Annotated in this window: 16 protein-coding genes; 15 read left to right on the top strand and 1 reads right to left on the bottom strand. The window is 67.8% G+C overall.

The features are described 5' to 3' along the window. The 8 genes from AC1DVT_RS02350 to AC1DVT_RS02315 all read left to right on the top strand — a co-directional run. On the top strand, window positions 1–636 hold a 636-nt coding region (locus AC1DVT_RS02350), incomplete at its 5' end, for a carbohydrate ABC transporter permease (protein ID WP_477386194.1). Window positions 637–668: 32 nt separating this feature from the next. Next, window positions 669–1,586: a carbohydrate ABC transporter permease gene (locus AC1DVT_RS02345; protein WP_477386198.1), complete on the top strand. Its 918-nt coding sequence runs from the start codon at window positions 669–671 to the stop codon at window positions 1,584–1,586. A 5-nt stretch (window positions 1,587–1,591) separates the two neighbouring features. Continuing rightward, window positions 1,592–2,242, top strand: coding sequence for a hypothetical protein (locus AC1DVT_RS02340; RefSeq protein ID WP_477386192.1), 651 nt, complete (start codon window positions 1,592–1,594; stop codon window positions 2,240–2,242). A gap of 99 nt (window positions 2,243–2,341) precedes the next feature. Continuing rightward, entirely contained in the window at window positions 2,342–3,547 is a 1,206-nt protein-coding gene (locus tag AC1DVT_RS02335) for a Gfo/Idh/MocA family protein (RefSeq protein ID WP_477386190.1), read from the top strand. Window positions 3,548–3,581: 34 nt separating this feature from the next. Then, window positions 3,582–4,763 (top strand): dihydrodipicolinate synthase family protein, encoded by a 1,182-nt coding sequence (locus tag AC1DVT_RS02330; protein WP_477386188.1) that lies wholly within the window; start codon window positions 3,582–3,584, stop codon window positions 4,761–4,763. Beyond that, window positions 4,760–5,647, top strand: coding sequence for a sugar phosphate isomerase/epimerase family protein (locus AC1DVT_RS02325; RefSeq protein WP_477386186.1), 888 nt, complete (start codon window positions 4,760–4,762; stop codon window positions 5,645–5,647). The genes AC1DVT_RS02330 and AC1DVT_RS02325 overlap by 4 nt, the downstream gene beginning before the upstream one ends. Beyond that, window positions 5,644–6,690: a LacI family DNA-binding transcriptional regulator gene (locus AC1DVT_RS02320; RefSeq protein ID WP_477386184.1), complete on the top strand. Its 1,047-nt coding sequence runs from the start codon at window positions 5,644–5,646 to the stop codon at window positions 6,688–6,690. The genes AC1DVT_RS02325 and AC1DVT_RS02320 overlap by 4 nt, the downstream gene beginning before the upstream one ends. Before the next feature lie 12 nt (window positions 6,691–6,702). Continuing rightward, window positions 6,703–7,833 carry a glycerate kinase gene (locus tag AC1DVT_RS02315; RefSeq protein WP_477386182.1) on the top strand — a complete coding sequence of 377 codons (1,131 nt, stop codon included), beginning with the start codon at window positions 6,703–6,705 and terminating at the stop codon, window positions 7,831–7,833. A 36-nt stretch (window positions 7,834–7,869) separates the two neighbouring features. On the opposite strand, the gene AC1DVT_RS02310 is transcribed toward AC1DVT_RS02315, so the two are convergent. Further along, a complete protein-coding gene (locus tag AC1DVT_RS02310) occupies window positions 7,870–10,821 on the bottom strand; it encodes a DUF5107 domain-containing protein (protein WP_477386180.1) in 2,952 nt (983 codons plus the stop codon). 98 nt (window positions 10,822–10,919) lie between these two features. On the opposite strand from AC1DVT_RS02310, the gene AC1DVT_RS02305 reads away from it, so the two are divergent. From AC1DVT_RS02305 to AC1DVT_RS02275, 7 genes are all read left to right on the top strand, one after another. Further along, window positions 10,920–11,810, top strand: coding sequence for an AraC family transcriptional regulator (locus AC1DVT_RS02305; protein WP_477386178.1), 891 nt, complete (start codon window positions 10,920–10,922; stop codon window positions 11,808–11,810). Window positions 11,811–11,935: 125 nt separating this feature from the next. Continuing rightward, on the top strand, window positions 11,936–12,979 hold the full coding sequence (locus tag AC1DVT_RS02300) for a LacI family DNA-binding transcriptional regulator (RefSeq protein ID WP_477386176.1): 1,044 nt from the start codon (window positions 11,936–11,938) through the stop codon (window positions 12,977–12,979). Window positions 12,980–13,071: 92 nt separating this feature from the next. Continuing rightward, window positions 13,072–14,370, top strand: coding sequence for an ABC transporter substrate-binding protein (locus AC1DVT_RS02295; RefSeq protein ID WP_477386174.1), 1,299 nt, complete (start codon window positions 13,072–13,074; stop codon window positions 14,368–14,370). Further along, window positions 14,367–15,341, top strand: a complete 975-nt coding sequence (locus AC1DVT_RS02290; protein WP_457101682.1) for a carbohydrate ABC transporter permease — start codon at window positions 14,367–14,369, stop codon at window positions 15,339–15,341. The genes AC1DVT_RS02295 and AC1DVT_RS02290 overlap by 4 nt, the downstream gene beginning before the upstream one ends. Window positions 15,342–15,360: 19 nt before the next feature. Next, on the top strand, window positions 15,361–16,275 hold the full coding sequence (locus tag AC1DVT_RS02285; protein ID WP_457101683.1) for a carbohydrate ABC transporter permease: 915 nt from the start codon (window positions 15,361–15,363) through the stop codon (window positions 16,273–16,275). A gap of 37 nt (window positions 16,276–16,312) precedes the next feature. Continuing rightward, the gene (locus AC1DVT_RS02280) at window positions 16,313–18,325 is read left to right on the top strand and encodes a beta-galactosidase (RefSeq protein ID WP_477386172.1); all 2,013 of its coding nucleotides are present in this window, start codon (window positions 16,313–16,315) and stop codon (window positions 18,323–18,325) included. Between the two features lie 137 nt (window positions 18,326–18,462). After that, the gene (locus AC1DVT_RS02275; RefSeq protein WP_477386170.1) at window positions 18,463–20,739 is read left to right on the top strand and encodes a beta-galactosidase; all 2,277 of its coding nucleotides are present in this window, start codon (window positions 18,463–18,465) and stop codon (window positions 20,737–20,739) included. Window positions 20,740–20,795: the final 56 nt, after the last annotated feature.

Raw genomic sequence — 20,795 nt, 5'->3', positions numbered from 1 at the left:
GCCCTCGGGGTGGCGATGCTGCTGAACTTCCGGGACAAGGGCGCCGGGTTCTTCCGGTCCTCGTTCTACGCCCCGTCGCTGATCGGCGGGTCCGTGAGTGTGGCGATCGTGTGGCGGGCGATGTTCGCCGAGGACGGCCCGGTCGACAACTCGCTGTCGTTCTTCGGGATCAACCTGGGCGGCTGGATGGGCAACCCCGACCTGGTGCTCCCCGCGATGATCCTGCTCGCCGTGTGGCAGTTCGGTGCGACCATGGTGATCTTCCTCGCCGGCCTGAAGCAGATCCCCCGGGAACTGTACGAGGCGGCCGAGATGGACGGCGCCGGTCCCTGGCATCGATTCCGGGCGGTCACGGTCCCGATGCTGTCCCCGGTGATCTTCTTCAACCTGCTGCTCGGTCTGATCGCCGCGTTCCAGGTGTTCACCTCCGCGTACATCATCAGCAACGGCTCCGGCGGTCCCGCCGGGATGACGAACTTCATCACCCTCTACCTGTACAAGCGAGGCTTCTCCGACGGGCAGATGGGCTACGCGTCCGCGATCGCCTGGGTGCTGCTGATCGTCGTCGCGGTGATCGCGTTCATCCTCTTCCGCACCCAGAGATCATGGGTCCACTACTCAGGAGACAGCCGATGACCACTGCAAGCTTCGGCGAGCCGTCGTTCACGATGGTCGAAAACCAGCTCGACGGCCTCCAGCCCACCGACACCGGCACCACCCCCACCGAGGCCCCCCGCCGCCGCAAGGTGAAGCGCAAGACCTGGCAGACCATCATCTGGTTCGTCGTGCTCCTCGCGATCACCGCGGTCGTGCTCTACCCGCTGGTCTGGCTGCTGTTCGCCACGTTCAAGCCGAACGCGGAGTTCGGGCAGAACATGGGACTCCTGCCGGACAACCCGACCATCGACAACTACATCAAAGTCTCCGAAGGCATCGCCGGCGTGCCGATGTGGAAGTTCTTCCTGAACTCCTTCATCATCGCGGTCGGRTCCGTGATCGGCACGGTGTTCTCGTCCGCSCTGGCCGCGTATGCGTTCGCCCGCATCCARTTCAACGGYCTCGGCATCTTCTTCGCCGCGATGATCGGCACCCTGCTGCTGCCGTTCCACGTSGTGATCATCCCGCAGTACATCCTGTTCAACACCCTCGGCCTGGTCGACACGTTCATCCCGCTGATCCTGCCGAAATTCCTCGCCACCGAAGCGTTCTTCGTGTTCCTGCTCGTCCAGTTCATCCGGCAGATGCCGCGCGACATGGACGAAGCSGCCCGCATCGACGGGGCCGGGCACATCCGGATCTTCTGGTCGATCATCCTGCCGCTGATCAAACCCGCCCTGATCACCTGCTCGATCTTCGCGTTCATCTGGGCCTGGAACGACTTCCTCGGACCGCTSCTCTACCTCACCAGCCCGGAGAACTACCCGCTCCCGATCGCGCTGCGCCTCTACGTCGACCAGACCTCCASCAGCGACTACGGCGCCACSGCCGCGGCCTCCTTCATCGCCCTCCTCCCCATCCTCGGCTTCTTCCTCGTCTTCCARCGCTTCCTCGTCGACGGCGTCGCCACCCAGGGACTCAAGGGCTGASCGTCATGGCCACAAGACGCGAAGAGCGAGCTGCCCGTCGGGCGGATCTGTCCGGGGCCGGACCCGTTCTGGAGGAGCGCACCCCGATGCGCTTCCCCGGCGTGACCGGCGCGTTCGCGCTCTTCGGAGAGGTGCTGCTGGTCGGCCTGCTCGTCACCGCGGGCGGGATCCTGCTGGTCACACTGCCCGCGGCCCTGGCCGCCGGCATCCATCACCTGCGCCGCTACCTGAACGCCGAAGCATCCCACCAGCGCCAGTTCTGGCGCGACTATCTCAAGGCACTCCCGGGTGGACTCGTCGTCGGCGTGATCGGGCTCCTGCTCGTGCTGCTCCTCATGTTCGACATCGCTCTGGCCGACTCCGGCGCGCTGCCTGGCGGCATCGCGATGGCCGTCGTCGGCTGGGCCCTCCTCACTGCCGTCGCGGTCGCGCTCCTCGCGGCCGCGGGGGCGTGGACTCCGGAGGCCGGCTGGCGCACCGCGGTCAGCGGCGTTCCTGCTGGACTGGCGGCCGACGTCACCGGGGCGCTCTTCCTGGTCGCCACTGCCGTGTTCGTGGGAGTCGCGACGTGGGCGCTCGTACCCCTCGTCATCCCCGCCCTCGGCTGCGCCGCCCTCGCTGTCGTCGCGATCCCCGAACGTCGAAGGCGCCGCTGACCCCGGGCTTGCCTGTGCTCTGAAGACCGTGCAACAATAGCGGGAAAGCGTTTACCCAGATGTCAATGTCGACCGACTCACTCAAGAAAGCAGAACCCCGTGACTGACACGACTCTCGCCCCGGCTCCTGCCCCGGCATCCGATAACCGTCCCCAGGTGCGTGAGATCGGCGTCATCATGAACGGCGTCTCGGGCCGCATGGGGTATCGCCAGCACCTCGTCCGCTCGATCCTCGCGATCCGCGATCAGGGCGGCATCGAACTGCCCGACGGCTCGCGCGTGACGGTCAAGCCGATCCTCGTCGGTCGCAGCGCCGGCAAGCTCGCCGAGCTGGCTGCCAAGCACGGCATCGAGGACTACACGACCGACCTGGATGCAGCCCTCGCCGACCCGCGCTGGGAGATCTACGCCGACTTCCTCGTCACCAAGGCGCGCTCCACGGCCCTGCGCAAGGCCATCGCGGCCGGCAAGACGATCTACACCGAGAAGCCCACCGCCGAGTCCGTGGAAGAGGCGCTCGAGCTGGCGAACCTCGCCGCTGCCGCCGGAGTGAAGACCGGCGTCGTGCACGACAAGCTCTACCTCCCCGGCCTGCAGAAGCTCAAGCGGCTCATCGACTCCGGGTTCTTCGGCCGCATCCTGAGCGTCCGCGGCGAGTTCGGCTACTGGGTCTTCGAGGGCGACTGGCAGCCCGCCCAGCGCCCGAGCTGGAACTACCGGGTCGAAGACGGCGGCGGCATCATCGTCGACATGTTCCCGCACTGGAACTACGTGCTCGAGAACCTCTTCGGCAAGGTCGAGACGGTGTACGCGCAGGCGTCCACCCACATCCCGACCCGCTGGGACGAGAACGGCGAGCCCTACGCGGCGACCGCCGAAGACGCCGCCTACGGCATCTTCGAGCTCGAGGGCGGCGTGATCGCCCAGATCAACTCGTMCTGGACGGTGCGCGTCAACCGCGATGAGCTCGTCGAGTTCCACGTCGACGGCACGCACGGCTCCGCGGTCGTCGGGCTGTTCGGTGCGAAGATCCAGCACCGCAACGCGACGCCCAAGCCGGTCTGGAATCCCGACCTCGCCGACGACCACGACTACGACGCCGACTGGGCCGAGATTCCCACGAACGACGTGTTCCAGAACGGGTTCCGCCAGCAGTGGGAGGAGTTCCTGGTCTCCTACGTCGAGGGCACGCCTTACGAGTTCGACCTGCTCTCGGGTGCCCGCGGTGTGCTGCTGGCCGAGGCCGGCCTCGAGTCCAGCCGCGAAGGCCGCAAGGTCGAGATCCGCACGCTGACCCTGGAGTGAGACGGTGCTTCGACAGAGCTCAGCAACCGGGGGATTGACCCTCCTCGACGCTCAGGGTGCGACGTCGACGGCCGAGCTGGCCGAGGCGCCCTCGTTCACCAAGCCGACTGCCCCGCTGCGCAGCCGCGTCGCCTACGCCGCCGCGCACGTCGTGCCGAAGACCTGGGCCGACAACACCCCAGGGCAGCCCGCCGAGATCGACTGGGACGCCACCCTCGCGTTCCGCCGCTCGGTGTACTCGTGGGGTCTCGGCGTCGCCGACGCCATGGACACCGCGCAGCGCAACATGGGACTGGATGCCGTCGCCACCCGTGAGCTGATCGCCCGCAGTGCCGAAGTGGCGCGCGAAGAGGGCGGCTCGGTCGTCGTCGGCGTGAACACCGACCACGTCGCCGAGGGGTGGATCGAGCTCGACGCGATCATCGACGCCTACAAGGAGCAGCTGCACTTCACCGAAGAGCAGGGCGCCGGTCCTGTGCTGATGGCCTCGCGCCATCTTGCCCGCGCCACCGATTCGGCCGACGACTACCGCCGCGTCTACCGCGAGGTCCTGGCGTCGGCGACGACCCCGGTCGTGCTGCACTGGCTCGGCACCGCGTTCGACCCGCTGCTCGCGGGCTATTTCGGCTCGACCGACTGGGCTGCGGCATCCGATGTCCTCCTCGACATCATCGGCGAGCATTCCGACAAGATCGCCGGCGTCAAGATGAGCCTGTTGGACGCCGCGGCCGAGGTCTCGGTGCGCGAACGGCTCCCCGAGGGGGTGCGCATGTTCACCGGCGACGACTTCAACTACGTCGGCCTCATCGGCGGCTCGGACGTGCCCGGCGCGCAGCAGCCGCCGAGTGCGGGCGGCCACTCGGACGCCCTGCTCGGCGCTTTCGCCGCGATCACCCCGGTCGCCTCCGCCGCGATCCAGGCGCTCGACGCCGGGGACCCGGACCGGTATCTCGCTCTCCTCGGCCCCACCGAGGAGCTCAGCCGTCAGGTCTTCGCCGCCCCCACGTTCTACTACAAGACCGGCGTCGCGTTCCTGGCCTGGCTCAACGGACACCAGTCGGCGTTCCAGATGGTCGGCGGGCTGCACTCGGCGCGGAGCCTTCCGCATCTCTCGCGGATCGTCGAGCTCGCGAACGTCGCGAACGCCCTCGAGCAGCCGGAGCTCGCCGCGCAGCGGTGGCACGGGATGCTGCGCCTGAATGGAGTGGACGCATGACCGCCCCCGATCCCCGGCTCTCGATCAACCAGGCGACCATCAAGTACGCGGATCTCGCGACCGCCCTGCGGGTCACCGCGGACGCGGGCGTGCAGGCGATCGGCCTGTGGCGGGAGCCGGTGCAGGAGGTCGGCCTCGCGACCGCCGCGAAGCGGCTCACCGATTCCGGCCTGCGCTTCACCACGCACTGCCGTGGCGGGTTCTTCACCCTGCCGGAGGGGTCGCGGCGGCGTGCCGCGATCGACGACAACCGCGTGGCGATTGAAGAGGCCGCAATCCTCGCCGCCGCAGGAGCACCAGGGTCTACGGCGATCCTCGTGCTGGTCGCAGGGGGTCTGCCCGAAGGATCTCGCGACCTGATCGGCGCCCGCGAGCGCGTGCGTGACGCGATCGKCGAACTGGCTCCGGATGCCGCGGCCGCGGGTGTGACGCTGGCGATCGAGCCGCTGCATCCGATGTACGCCTCCGACCGCGCGGTGGTCTCGACGCTCGGTCAGGCGCTCGACATCGCGGCGGACTTCGACCCGGCCGTGGTCGGTGCGACCGTCGACACGTTCCACATCTGGTGGGACCCCGATGTGCTGAACCAGATCGCCCGCGCCGGCCGTGAGGGACGCATCGCGACCTATCAGGTGTGCGACTGGAAGACCCCACTGCCCGCTGACGTGCTGCTCGGCCGGCACTACCCGGGCGACGGGATCATAGACTTCGCTTCGCTCACCCGAGCCGTGCTCGACGCCGGGTATCGCGGCGACATCGAGGTGGAGATCTTCAACGAGCAGATCTGGGCGGATGCCCCGGAGAATGTCGTGCGTCGCACCGCCGAGACCTTCGGCACGGCGATCTCGCCGCTCCTGGGCGCACCCGTAGACTCCCGCTCGTGAGCGATTCCCCGACGGCGCGGGCACGAACCTCTGCGCCGACGCTGCACGATGTGGCCCGTGCGTCCGGCGTGTCGCTCGCGACCGCGTCCCGGGTGCTGAACGGCTCGACGCGCACGGTCGCGGAGGCTTACCGCGAGCGGGTCGAAGCGGCGGCATTGGAGCTCGGCTACACCGCGAACGTCTCGGCGCAGGCCACCGCCCGGGGCACCTCGGCGATCATCGCACTCCTGGTCGCCGACATCGCGGACCCGTACTTCGGCCAGATCGCGGCGGGGGTCGCCCGCGGCGCCGACGAAGCCGGACTCGTCGTGACGATCTCGATCACCGAGCGCGACCCCGCGCGCGAGGCGCGCCTCGTGCGGGCGCTGCGCGGGCAGCGCCCGCGGGGCCTCATCCTCGCCGCGTCGCGCACGACCGAGTCGTCGGACCCGACGGTGCAGGCCGAACTCGATGCCCTCGCGTCCGGCGGCGGCCGCGTCGTCGTCCTCGGACCGGGCGGTGGGGGAGCGCGTTCCGTCACGTTCGACAACGCCAGCGGCGCGCGCGCTCCGGGCCTCGCGCTCGGAGCCCGCGGCTACCGCGAGGCGATCGTGCTCGCGGCCGGCGAAGGCGTGGTCACCTCGGACGATCGCACCGCCGGATTCACCGAAGGGTTCGCCGCTGGTGGCGGCGATGTGCTGCGGGTGTACCGCGGCGGCTTCACCCGCGAGTCGGGGTCGCAGCTCATGCGCCAGGCGATCCTCAACGGCGTCCAGCCGGGCACCCTCGTGTTCGCGATCAGCGACGTCGTCGCGATCGGCGCGATGTCGGCAGTCCGTGAAGCCGGCCGGGTGGTCGGCCTGGACATCGCGCTCGCCGGGTTCGACGACATCCCCGCGGGGCAGGACGTGACGCCCGGCCTCACCACCGTCAGGGTCCCCCTCGAGGACGTCGGCTATCGCGCGCTGCGCGCCGCCGTAGACGAGGAGTGGGATGCCGAAGCCCGCCCGCTCCCGCTCGAGGTCGTGCTGCGCGACAGCACCCCGCTCACACCCTCCCCCTAGGCGGGCACGAGCATGGCCACAGCGATGCAGGTCGTCCTCGCCCTGGACAGCTTCAAGGGATCGATCTCCGCGGCCGACGCCGCTGCCGCGTTGGCGGCGGGATGGCGCACGGTGCTGCCCGACGCCGAGATCCTCGCGCGACCGATGGCCGACGGGGGAGAGGGCACGCTCGCTGCGTTCGCCGCCGCCGTCCCGGGCAGCATCCGGATGCCGGTCACCGTGACGGGTCCGCACGGGCGACCGGTCGCGGCATCCTGGCTCCTCCTTCCGCCGACAGCCGACGCACCGAACGGCACCGGGGTGGTCGAGCTGGCCTCCACCTCCGGGATCGAGCTGCTCGGTGATGCGCTGCTGCCGCTCGATGCGCACTCCGGCGGGTTCGGCGAGGCGATCGCCGCGGCGTTGGACTCTGGCGTCTCCCGGCTGGTGCTCGGCATCGGCAGCAGCTCGTCCACGGACGGCGGCACCGGGCTGCTCACCGCTCTCGGCGCGAGATTCACGGATGCCGGGGGCACGCCGATTCCGCCGGGTGCGCGCGGCCTCGACTCGGTGCAGAGTGCCGACCTCAGCGGCCTCCGCGCTCATCCGGTGGGCGGCGTGGTCGTGCTCACCGACGTGACGAATCCACTCCTGGGCGCAGCCGGATCGGCGACCGTGTTCGGCCCGCAGAAGGGACTCGATCCTTCCGCCGTCGAACGCGCGGACGCCGGCCTCGCGAGGCTCGCCGCCCTCCTCCCCGCCGACCCGACGACTCCTGGAGCGGGTGCCGCAGGTGGTGTGGGCTTCGGGCTGCTCGCCTGGGGTGCCCGGCTCGTCCCTGGCGCCGCCGAGGTCGCCGAACTCATCGGGCTGCGAGCGGCGCTGGCCGCGGCATCCGTCGTCGTCACCGGCGAGGGTTCGTTCGACGGTCAGTCGTCCGCGGGCAAGGCGCCGACACACGTCGCCGCGCTCGCCGCGCGGGCCGGCGTGCCGGTCGCGCTCGTCGCGGGACGCATCGCACCGGAAGCGGACAGATCGGGGTTCGCGGCATCCGTCTCGCTCACCGACCTCGCCGGCAGCGGCACGGCCGCGATGGCCGACCCCGCGCGCTGGCTGCGTGAGGCGGGCATTGCGCTCGCCCGTTCGTACTCGCCCCAAAACTGAAATCACGCCGAGGCGTGAGGGCGCAGGAAGACCGCGTCAGGACCTCGAGAAGAGAAGCAGGTCAGGAAGGCTGGTCGCGAAGTAGTCGACCTCCCCGTCTGCTCGGCGTGCGATCGGCGCCTCGTACAGTGGGCGACCCTCGCCGAGGCTCAGCGGAGGCTCGGCGATCGGCAGTCCGAGCGCGGCCCGCGCGCGATCCCATGCCCCCAGGACTCGGCCCTCGCCGCCTTCCCAGGGCTGGAAGCTCCGACCTTCGATGAGGGCGAGCGCGGCCTCCGGCTGCCCGGTTCTCACCAGCAGTTCGGCGTACTCCACCACCAGGTCGTCTCGTTCGGCGACCACCTCGAACCGCTGCGCGAGCCGCTCGAGGCGCTGCGCATCGGTCTCGCCCAGCCGTGCCGCGAGCTGATCGCGTTCGAAGAGCAGGCGCGCGTCCGCGGGATCGAGCTGGAGCGCCCGCTCGTAGTACTCGACGGCCAGCGCGTCATCGTGAGCGACGTTGTAGCTGGCGAGACCGGCGTTGCGAAGCAGGAGCGGGTCGTCGCCACCGGCACGGATTGCGGTCTCCCACAGGGCGAGGGCATCGGCGCGTCGACCGACATCGAACAGCAGCATCCCGAGGAGCGAGGCGGCGACCGGATCGTCTTCGGCGTGCACGGCGGCGAGCAGCGCATCGTGGTCGTCGAGTCCCGCGGGGAAGCACCACTTGCGGTCGACCGCTCGGGCAGCGGCGCGCGCAGCCGCGGCATCCTCTGTCCGACCGGATCGGTCGAGGATGGCGGCCCGATGGTAATGCGCGACAGGCGCGACGTTCCCCGCTCCGCTCGCCCCGATCGCCGCGACGGCGGCGAGCGCCTCGAGGGCCACGTCGTCCTCGCCGGACTGCGCGAGTTCGAGGGCAACGTCCAGCGCCAGGTGGCCGTCGGCGGGCAGTGCTCCGGACTCGAGGAAGCGGAGCGTGGGGTTGAGGTGCTCCTGTGCCAGCAGACGCGACAAGGTCGCGTCTGCCTCCGCCAGGCGCCCCAGCCGTCGCAGCAGCACCACTCGAAGGGGTCCTCGGCGACGGTCGTCGGCTGCGACGGCGTCGAGCTCGTCGAGATCGTGCAGCGCATTCTCGAGACGGCCCTCGCGGGCGTACTGGCGCGCCATCTCGAGCCCCGCGGCCGCGACGAAGGCGGCGTCCCACGCTGCCTTCGCGAACGCGGCTCGCGAAGAGCGCGGATCGCCGCGCCTGGACTCGATCAGCCCGAGGAGGTACAGCGTCTCGGCGTGCCGCGGGTTGCCGTTGCGGGCGGTGACCCGCGCGAGCGCCCGCACCGCSTATCCGCGCGCGGTGTCGTACTCGCCGGCCCGGAACGCCAGCTCAGCGAGAGCGGTCAGCACCCGGGAATCGGAGGGATCGCGACGGATCGCCTCGGTCCAGTACTCCAGCGGCGAGCGGCTCGGGTGGCGGTACTGCACGAGGTGCTGGCCGATGTAGAAGAGCTCATCGACGCTCGCCACCTCAGCCGGCGCGGGCGGCGCCGTCGCGGTCCACGGCTCCGATGGCTCGTCGACCCCGACGGGCGCCTGCCACTCGACGAGGGCAGCCCCGCTCGCGTCCACCAGCAGCACGGTCATCCCGGCCTCGTACGGAACGGGAAACTCGACGTGCCAGGGTGCTCCGGGAACCAGGTCGGCTGACCGCTCGACGAGCTGAGCGCCGGTCGGGCTCAGCACGCGCAGTCGCGCTGCCGGCTGCGGCGACGTGACCGCGACGGCCGCGGAGAACTCCGAGCCCCGCTCGACGTGGATCGCGGCATCCGGTGTCGCCTCGTGCGCGACGCCGATCGCGGGAATCGGGTACCAGTACTGGCTGAATCGCTTGGACTCCCCGGGTGCGATCCACGAGAAGTCCGGCTGGTTGTCGGTGTAGACGCCCGCCATCAGCTCGACGTAGGGGCCGTCGGAATCGGTCAGCAGGCGATCCCACGCCCGGCCGAAGGGCGCGTTGCCCCAGGTCCACTGCTTCTTTCCGGGCGCCACCCGCCGGTCGGCCCAGTGCACGAAGCCGGCCCCGACGGCGTGATCGAAACCGCCGAAGAACTCGTGATCGGTGTCGACCACCATGTAGGACGTCGGCACGGGGATGTTGCGGTAGTAGTCCAGTCGATCGGCACCGGGCGTTTCGCTGGCGCGCTCCTGGTAGTCCACGCCGTAATACGGGCGATCGGCCTGGGGGAAGGCGGTGATCGCACGGCGGGCGTGGTCGGCGACGAACCTGACGTCTTCGGGGAAGAAGGACTGGTAGTCGTCGTGCACCCGCACGGCGACATTCGCCCACCAGAGGAAGGTCTGCGGGAGGCTCGTGCGGTTGTGCAGGCGCACGTCCAGTCGGATGGTCGAGCTCTCCGGCCGCAGGTGGATGCCGTGGGTGCCTCGCATGCGAGCGAACGGGTCGTGATCGCTGCACCACACCGTCACGCTGCCGTCGTCGTGGTTCTCGATCGTGGACTCGACGGGCAGGAAGGTGGCGGGACGGTGGTGCTGCGGCCAGTTGAACTCCACGCCGCCGCTCATCCACGGGCCGGCCAATCCGACGAGCGCGGGCTTGATGACGTTGTTGCGATAGAAGAAGTCGTAGTCCGTCGTCTTGTCGTACGCGACGTGGATCCGGCCACCCAGCTCGGGGAGGATCATGACGCGGAGGTACTGGTTCTCGATGTGGACCGCGTTCCACCGCCGCATCGTGGGGACCGAGTCGATGCGCTCGGTGAAGGGCAGCGGGTACACGCGCCCGCTCGAGCCTTGGTACACCCGCCGATCGAGGTACAGCGGAAAGGCCGAGGGATCGTGCGGCTCGTAGGTGGGGATCTCCACGGGTTCGTACCAGGCGATGGCGTTCCCCCCCTCGAGTGAAGCGCGCAGCTCGGCGGGCGCCTCGGGCAGTACGAACGGGAGGGTCGTCGCTGCTGCCGGCAGGGCGGTGGTATCGCGCGATGAGCACATATGAATGAAGATACGTCGAGATCTGACCACTGGACTAGGACATTCGGAGCGAAACAGATGGATGAATCGCTGGTCTCCACCCGCGCTATCCTGTCGTCGTGTACTTACCTGAAGGGTTCCCCGGTCAGCGCTTGCGGGTTCTCCCGGGTCCGGTCGTCGAGGCAGCTCGGAGTCATCCGATCGTGCGGCGCTTCCTCGTGACGGATGCCGGCTACTTTCCCCACGCGGCACAGCACGGCCGCGCCCGGCCATACGGGGCTCGCGAGACCGTTGTCATGGTCTGCACGGACGGAGCCGGATGGGTCGAAGTCGATGGGCAGAATCCGGAGAGGGTGGAACGCGGCGACGCGGTCGTGCTCGCTCGCGGCCTGCGCCATCGCTATCAGGCCGATCGGCGGGACCCCTGGACGATCTGGTGGGCGCACGTCACGGGCGAGGATGCAGATGACTTCGTCGCGGCCATCTTGAAGGACGGCGCGCACCCGGTCGTGCGACTTCGAGACGTCTACTCGGCGGTGCAGTCACTCGAAGAGGCCGTCGGCGCGCTCGAGGAGGACGAGACCATGCCGATGCTGCTGATAGCCGCCGGCGCGATGTGGCGCGTGCTCGCCCAGATCACTGCAAGTCGCATGCAAGGGGCGGGGCCCGCCAATGATCGAATTCGTCACGTGCAGGACTATCTGCGCAACAACCTCGACACGACGTTCTCCGTCCCAGAGCTCGCAGCGATGGCGGGACTGAGTACGTCCCACTTCTCTGCACTCTTCCGCTCCTCGGCCGGGACGTCGGTGAAGGAGTACCTGAAGAGGCTGCGCAGCGCTCGCGCCCGAGAGCTCCTCCTCACCACCGAGCTGCCGGTTACGCAGATCGCCAGCGCTGTCGGCTACGAGGACGCCCTGTACTTCTCGCGGCAGTTCCGAGCCGTCAACGGCGTGAGCCCGACGCACTTCCGCCGGCAGGCCGACTTCGAGTCGCTCGCGGCGGTGTAGTCCCGCTCGACAGCGATGATGCACGGCTGGCCTCGGCAGCGCTTGACCGCCAGGGTTGTGACCGGTTACAGTCAGTCCGTTGTGACCGGTCACAGTCAACGAGGATTCAGGACGGGGGGAGCGCCATGCAGTCCACATCGAGCGCGGGTCGCGACATCCCGTCCCCACCCTCTGGCACGCGGCGTCCGACCATCAGGGATGTCGCGCGCATGGCCGGGGTCTCCCACGGCACGGTGTCGCGCTATCTGAACGGCGGGAAATGGGTCGGAGCCGAGTCATCGGACGCGATCAGCATTGCCATCCGCGAAACCGGCTTTCGCGCGAATCGCGTGGCGCGTTCTCTCGCGACGGGTCGGGCGTCGGCGATCGGCGTCCTGCTGACTCAGCCTCAAGATCGACTCTTCGGCGATCCGAACTACGCCGTCCTCCTCGGCGCCATCACGTCGGCGCTGGACAGACAGGACCGGCACCTCATCGTCATGACCGCCTCAACGGAGGGTGAACGAGCGAGGGCACTCGACTTCGCAACCGCCGGCCACGTCGACGGCGTTGTGCTGCTCTCGGCAGCGGCCGATGATCCCATCAACGCCGCCCTGGCGGAGTGCGGCATCCCCGCCATTTCGTGCGGACGGATCGGCGGCGACATCATCAGCAGCGTCGCAGCCGATGACCGTGCGGGTGCGCGACGGGGCGTCGAGCATCTCATTGCGAGCGGACGCCGACGGATCGCGACGGTCACGGGTCCCACGGACGTCGCCGGCGGGCAGGACCGGCTTGCCGGCTACGCCGAGGCCTTGGAAGCGGCTGGCCTTCCGTTCGATCCCGAACTCGTCATCGTCGGCGACTGGAGCCACGCCAGCGGCAGAATCGCCGGAGCTCGGCTCGCGGAGGGCCCATCCATCGACGCGGTGTTCGCCTCGAACGACGCGATGGCGGTCGGCGTGGTGGCCGCGATGCACGCGTCGGGCCGCTCGGTGCCGGATGACGTCGCCGTCGTTGGATTCGACGACGCGGGCATCGCCTTCACCTGCGATCCACCACTGACCACACTTCGCCAGCCCTTCGCGACGATCGGCGCAGAGATTGTCCGGCTTGTGCTGGATCCGCCCCCTTCGCCCCTCGCACTCACGGTTCCCACCGAACTGATCGTGCGCGAGTCGGCGCCCTGACCTGGACACCAGGAACATATCCACCTAGCACCACACCACTGAGAAAGGGGACAGCGATGTCCACGAATCCCACAGCACGACCGAGGCGGAGGATGGCCGCAGCAGCGGCCCTGCTCACCGTCGGCGCACTCGCCCTCGCAGGTTGCAGCGCCAGCGGTGGCGAATCAGTCAGCGCCGACGAAGACCAGACGATCTCCGTCATGTACGCGAGCAATGAGCTCAGCCCCGAGCAGATCGCGGCGTTCGAAGACGAGAACCCCAACATCAAGGTGGAGTTCATCGAGTTCGACCAGACGCGCCTGAACACGATGCTCGCGGCGGGCGACCCGCCCGACTTCGTGCGCGGAGCTCCGTCCGCCAACACCTTCGCCAAGGGTCTCGCAACCGCGCTCGACGACTACGTCGCCGAGAGCAAGGTCATCACCGAGGATGAACTCCTTCCCATCAACAACAACTGGCGATGGGATGGCAAGAAGTCGGGTGTCGGCTCGCTCTACGGCATCGTGAAGGACTGGAGTCCGGATGCCACCATCTGGCAGAACACCGCTCTGTTCGAGCAGGCCGGAGTCGAACCGCTGAGCACGACCGAGCCGGTCAGCTGGGACGAGCTGCTGGATGTCGCGAAGGAACTCAAGGCCGGGGGCGCGAAGCACGGCCTTGGCGTCGAATGGGCGTGGGGCCTGGCGGCACCGATGTTCACGATGATCCTGCAGCAGGGCGGCACCATCTACAACGCGGACCTCACGGAGGCGGACTTCACGTCGCCGGAGGCTCAGCGCGCATTCCAGTGGTTCGTCGACTACGCCAAGGCTGACGTTGGCCCGACCTCGCTGAACCCGCTTCCGGACGGCTCGGACATGAACGTGTTCGGCACCGGCGAGATGGCGACGACGATGGACGGGTTCTGGTTCGGTGGTGGCTTCACGGGTGACGAGTTCGCCGGTCTCCGGGACACGATCTCGATGGCTCCCGCTCCGACTTTCGACGAGCGGGTCAGCCCGAGCTTCAACGGCGGAATCGGGGCGTGGATCCCGTCCGCATCGAAGCACAAGGACGCGGCATGGAAGTTCATGGAGTACTTCATGGCCGGTCAGCCTGCGATCGACCGTGCCAAGAGCGGCTGGGGTGTGCCGAGCCTGAAGTCCCTTCTCGACTACGTCCCGAGCGACTTCCCGTATCAGACGCAGTCCCTGGAGACGGCCAAGGGTGAGTTCGAATTCAACACGCTGCTTCCCGACTCTCCGTACATCCAGGCGCAGGCGTGGATCGACACCATCGACGCCCAGCTGCAGGCGGTCATCAAGGGTGAGAAGACCACTGCTGAGGCCACCCAGACCGTCGAGGACGAGATCAACAAGCTGCTCGCCCAGGGCAAGGACCAGCTGGGATGACGACCGCCACTTCGGTGGCACCGGCCGCGGTCGCGAGTGCTCCCACTCGCGGCCGCGGCTGGCGGCGCTACCGCACCAGTACGTTCTACCTGTTCGTCTCGCCGTGGGTTCTCGGATTCCTCTTCCTCACCCTCGCGCCGCTCATCTTCGCGTTGGTGGTCAGCTTCACGAATTTCGACGGGTACTCGCCGATCTGGAGATTCATCGGTTTCCGCAACTACATCGAACTGTTCACCGATGACCCAGGCGCGTGGGGGAGCTTGCTGCGCACGTTCGTCTTCACGATTGTCGTCGTGCCATTGAGCGTGGCCGGGGGACTCTTCCTCGCCGTGCTGGTGAATCAGCGGATCCGGGCGCGTGGTCTCGTGCGAGCGATCTTCTTCGTGCCGTCCGTCGTTCCCGTGGTGGCCGTTGCGATCACGTTCCGTCTGATCTTCAATCGCGACGCCGGTCTCGCGAACGGCATCCTGGCGATCTTCAACATCCCTGCGGTGACCTGGCTCGCCGACCCGTGGGCGTTCTACGCGCTGATCGTCATGATGCTGTGGGGCATCGGCGGCGGCATGATCATCTCGCTCGCCGCACTCCAGGACGTGCCAGTGGAGCTGGAAGAGGCCGCCCGCATCGATGGTGCAAGCACGTGGCGGATCATCCGGAGCGTGACGATCCCGCTCATTTCGCCGGTGCTGTACTTCCAGGTGGTCACAGGCGTGATCGGCACACTGCAAATCCTCGTGCAGCCGTTGCTGCTCGCCGAATCGAACCGGCTGGCCGCGTCAGCCACCGTCCCCCAGAGCACCCGGCTGTTCATGGTCGAGGTCTACAACGAGTTCTTCACGAATCAGCGATTCGGCTATGGGACAGCGATGCTGTGGGTCTTCTTCGTGTTCGTCCTCCTGTTCACCCTGCTGCTGCAGCGGCTGAGCAAGCGGTTCGTGTTCTACCAAGTCGGCACCGAAGCCAGCGACTAGAACGAAACAGAGAAACAACATGACTACATTCATCGAGAACATCTCGGCACCCATCGACAGGGCGCCGGACGAGATCAAGCCACGGCGGCGTCGCCGCCGCATCGGCGGAGACAGCCAGCGCGCATCCGCGTACACCTACATCGGGGTCGTTGTCGCCGTTGCGATCTTCGTCGTGCCGTTCGTCTGGCTGTTCCTGATCTCGATCGCTTCCCCCGGTCAACTCTCCCAGGGCGCTGCTGCGATCGTCGACGTCGACGCCCAGTGGTCGAACTTCGTGGAGGCGGTGACACGGATCGACTTCGGCAAGTACGCGTTGAACTCGCTGTTCCTTTCAACGCTGACCGCGGTGTTGACGACCGCGACAAGCGCGCTCGTGGGATTCGGCTTCGCCCGCCTCCGCGGACGTGGCGGCAAGACACTGTTCACCATCGTCATCGCGACCATGATGATCCCGTCGATCGCCACCTTGATTCCGACTTACATCCTGTTCTCCCGCATCGGCATCGTGGGTACGTACTGGCCATGGGTTCTCTGGGGATTGGCCGGCACGCCGTACCTGATCTTCCTGTTCCGCCAGTTCTTCACCGCCATCCCCATCGAACTCGAGGACGCGGCGATCATCGACGGCTGCGGATGGTGGCGGATCTTCTCGAGGATCTTCCTGCCGCTCGCTCGCCCCGTGATCCTGACGTCGCTGCTGCTGTCGTTCACCTGGGCGTGGGGAGACTTCCTCGCTCCCGCCCTGCTGCTGAACATCAACAACACGACACTCGCCGTGGCGACGGCGGTCGGCTACCTCGACCCCCGTGGGAACGGCATCCTGACCATTCAAGCCGCCGGCGCCATCTTGTACATCCTGCCCGTACTGTTCATCTTCCTGTTCGCACAGCGCTACTTCATCGGCTCAGCACTCGGATCGGGCGTCAAGGGATGACGTCGTCGCGCTCCCGCGTCCCGCAGCGGGGTGGCAGATGACTCGCGAATGGAATCAGTCCTCCGGCATCCTCTTCGGCGGCGACTACAACCCGGAACAGTATCCACGCGAGGTTTGGCGTGAAGACATCCGGCTCATGAAGGATGCCGGCGTCAACATCGTCACAGTCGGGGTCTTCGCATGGTCGAGGATTCAGCCCGCCGAAGGAGTGTTCGACTGGGAGTGGCTCGACACCATTCTCGGAATGCTGCACGATGCTGGGATCGCGGTGGACCTGGCAACGGCGACAGCGTCTCCGCCACCGTGGGCCGTCAGTTCGTACCCCGAAATTCTCCCCGTCGACGAACGAGGCGCCGTCCTCTGGCCCAACAGCAGGCAGCACTTCGCGCCCACCTCACCGGTGTATCGGCGACTCGCTGCGGAACTGGTCGAGGCGATGGTCACTCGCTACGCGGATCACCCTGCGATCGTCATGTGGCACGTGAACAATGAGTATGGATGTCACGTTGCTCGCGACTACTCCGAGAACGCCCGAATCGCGTTTCGCACGTGGTTGACCRCCAAATATGGCGACGTCCACGCGCTGAACGAGGCGTGGGGCACGGCCTTCTGGTCGCAGATGGTCACGGACTTCAGTCAGATCCAGCCGCCGTTGCAGGCGCCGACATTTCGCAACCCCGCCACGGTTCTCGACTTCAAGCGGTTCAGCAGCGATGCGCTGCTGAGTCTCTTCGTCATGGAACGGGACATACTTCGCCACCACGGGGTCACCCAACCCATCACCACCAACTTCATGGGCGCTTTTGAGGGCGCCGACTATTGGGCGTGGGCTGYGGAACTGGACTTCGTCTCGAACGACGTATATCCGGATCCCAACGACCCGACAAGTTTCCGCTCGTCGGCGTTCGTGCACGATCTGATGCGATCTTTGAAGCCCGACCAGCCCTGGCTTCTCATGGAGCAGGCGGCGGAAGCCGTGACCTGGATGCCCAGCAACGCGCCCAAAAAACCAGGTCAGATGTCAGCGCTGAGCGCGCAGGCGATCGGGCGCGGGTCGGATGGCGTTCTTTTCTTCCAGTGGCGACAGTCGCCGCGCGGAGCGGAGCAGTACTTGACGGCCATGCTCCCGCACGCGGGAACCGGCACCAGAACGTGGAAAGAGGTGGTCGCCCTCGGCCACGCCGTCGGGGAGCTGCCTCCGCTGGGCTCCACGGATCTCGGCGCCGACGTAGCGATCGTTTTTGATTGGGAGTCCTGGTGGGCGCTCGAAAGCGCCTACCTGCCGATCAAGGTCGACTACCAGGAGCTCAGCCGAACCTGGTACGACGCCTTCCACTCGTTGCACATGTCGTTGGATTTTGTTCGACCAGACGCGGACCYGACCCGGTACCGTCTCGTGGTCGCACCAGCCCTCTACCTCTTGACCGAAGCGGCCGCCCGCAATCTCGCTGCTTTCGTCGATGGCGGAGGGCACCTTTTGGTGACCGCCTACTCGGACATCGTGGGCGAGTCCAACGAGTTCCGGTCGGGCGGGTTTCAGACGCTGCTCGGTGAGGCGCTCGGCGTGTCCACGCTCGAGTTCGGCGCTCTGCTTCCTCCCGCGGGGAGACCCGGTTCGGACGGCCCGGGGGAGAGGCTGGCGACGGCTGCCGGGGAGTTCGGTGAGTTCACTGGTCAGTACTTGGCTGAGGAGATAGACCTGCGCGGCGCAGCTGCACGCGCACATTTCACCTCGGGGCGACGTGATGGTCGGCCTGCGCTCACATCGCACTCCCTTGGAGCCGGCACTGGATACTATTTGGCGACGATGCCGACCGACTCTGGAGCAGCGGCAGTCGCCAGGTGGCTGATCGCCCAGGCCGCGTTGTCGCTTCCCCACCAGGACCTGCCTCCGACGGTCGAGGTGATTCATCGCGGCGATGTGACGATTGCGATCAATCACGGCGACGCCGTGGTGCGCACCTCGTTGTCAGGGCACGATCTGCTGCAGGATCGGCCTCATCACATGGCGGAACTGGGTCCGCAGCAGTGGGTGATGCTCCGTGCATAGATCGTCGATGCGGGGGCCGGGCCCCGCAGTTCCTGTCTTCATCGTCTTCCTCTTCATACCGAAGTACTTCATGGGTTCCGGCTTGGGATCGTCCGTCAAGGGCTGATCCGAAGTCCAACCCCCTCACTAGGAATCTCATGTCAACAACCACATCCGGCGTGCGCACCATCCTCCTGAAGGACTCGAGGCCGCCGCTCATCGAGCCCGCGATGAGCAATGAGATAGATCGCCACACGCGGGTGCGTCTGAACAGCCGCTGGATCGAGGTCGACGGAAGGCCGTCGCTTCCCGTGACCGGCGAGCTCCACTTCAGCCGCATCCCGCGCTCGCGCTGGGAAGAGACCCTGCGACTGATGGTCGCCTCGGGACTCACCTCCGTGTCGACCTACCTGTTCTGGATCCACCATGAACCGGTCCGCGGGGATATCAGCTTCGAGGGAGACCTCGACATTGCCGCGTTCATCGAGACCGCGCAGCGGGTCGGGGTCGATGTCATCCTCCGGATCGGGCCGTGGTGCCACGGCGAGGTGCGCAACGGCGGCCATCCGGACTGGGTGGTGGAGGCAGCGCCCGGCGCGCGGACGAACGATCCCGTCTACCTGGAGCTGGCGCGAGGCTGGTACGAGCAGGTGGCGGGCCAGGTCGCCCGCTTCTGCGGTCCGGAGAGCCGGGTGATCGGCATCCAGCTCGAGAACGAGCTCTACGACCAGCCCGAGCACATCGCCACCCTCAAGGCGCTCGCGCGCGAAGCGGGCCTGGCCGCCCCCCTGTGGACCGCCACGGGATGGGGTGGCGCGGTGCTTCCCGCGCATGAAGTGTTCCCGCTGTACGGCGGCTACTCTGACGGGTTCTGGGCGGATCAAGGTGCACCGTGGGATGACAGCTTCCGCGACCACTTCCGGTTCACGCACTCCTGGGATGACCCGGGCGTCGGGAGCGACTTCCGTGAGGCAGGCGTCGAGATCGTGGTGCGGGACGTGGACCCCGAGTTCCCTCCTGCCACCTGCGAACTCGGCGGCGGAATGGCGACGGCCTACCATCGGCGTCCGATCGCACGCGGCCGCGACATCGCGGCGCTCGCGAACGTCAAGATCGGAAACGGCTCGGCCTGGCAGGGCTTCTACATGTTCGCCGGCGGCACCAACCCCGCCGATCACCTGCAGGAGACCCACGCCACGGAGTACCCCAACGATCTCCCGCGGTTCGACTACGACTTCCAGGCCGCGATCGGCGCGACCGGGCGACCGGGTGCGAGTCTCGGCCTCCTCCGCGACCACAACGCCTTCCTCTCCGCCTTCGGCGCTCGTCTCGCCGACATGTACAGCTCGCTTCCCGATGACGCGCCGATCGACATCCACGACCTCGGGTCACTGCGCTGGGCAGTCCGCACCGACGGCGACAGCGGATTCCTGTTCATCAACGCGCATCAGCCCCACGAGCCGCTCGCGGGCGGTGCCGATGTCCAGTTCCGGATCGGTCTGGGCGGCGGGGATGTCGTCGTGCCCGATCGACCGATCGACATCCCGAGCGGGCTCATCGCCCGCTGGCCGCTGCGCCTCGAGCTCGCCGGCGTCCGCATCGAGTGGGCGACGGCATCCGTTTCGGGCGTCGTCGAGGGGGAGATTCCCACGATCGTGCTGCGCGCACACGACGGGATCCCCGCACGCATCAGCTTCGCTCCGGGAGCGCGCATCCTCACAGCGGACGAAGAGATCGTCGCCGATGACCCGTTCGATGTCGCGCCGGGGGACTCGCTCCTGGTGGACGACGCCCTCCGTGTCCTCGTCGTCGACGAGCGGCAGGCCGAGCGACTCTGGTACCTCGGCGACGATCTCATCGACTCTCCGGATGCCGTCTGGCGCGAACCCCACGGGCTCGTGCTCCGCGCCGAGCACGCGCCCACCGCGACCCGGTGGACGGGTTCGGAGTTCGTCCGGCTCGAGGCGGAAACCGGATCCGCACCCGGGACTCGGAGGGTCGATCTCATCACCCTTCGCGCGGCCGGCGACCCGCCGATTCGCTATGGCGAGTTCATGGGTCGGTCCTCAGCGCCCACCGACGCGCAGATCGACGCGGTCGCCGCGGTCTGGAAGGTCGCGCTTCCCGACGTGGATGCGCTCACCCCGGGGGACCGCGTGGAGCTCGTCCTCGACTGGGAGGGGGATGTCGCGCAGCTGCGTGCGGACGGCATCGTCATCCGCGACCGCTTCTGGGACGGATTGTCCTGGCGAGCGGACATCACCGACCTGTCACCCGAGGTGGAGCTCACCCTGCACATCGTCCCGATCACGACGGAGAGCCTGATCGACCTCGACGAAGCGGCTCGTGCGCGCGTCGAGGCGGAGGGTCGCCTCTGCGCCGTGACGAGCATCACCCGCGTCGTTTCAGCGCGCTGGACCGAGACCCCGCGCTGACAGAGCGAAAACGGGGTGGCGCCGGTCGATCGATCGGCGCCACCCTCATCGTTTGG

It is taken from the genome of Microbacterium sp. P2_F9 (genome assembly GCF_056403635.1).
The sequence above is the reverse complement of the archived record's forward strand: the minus strand, read 5'-3'. Positions and strand labels throughout refer to the sequence as shown.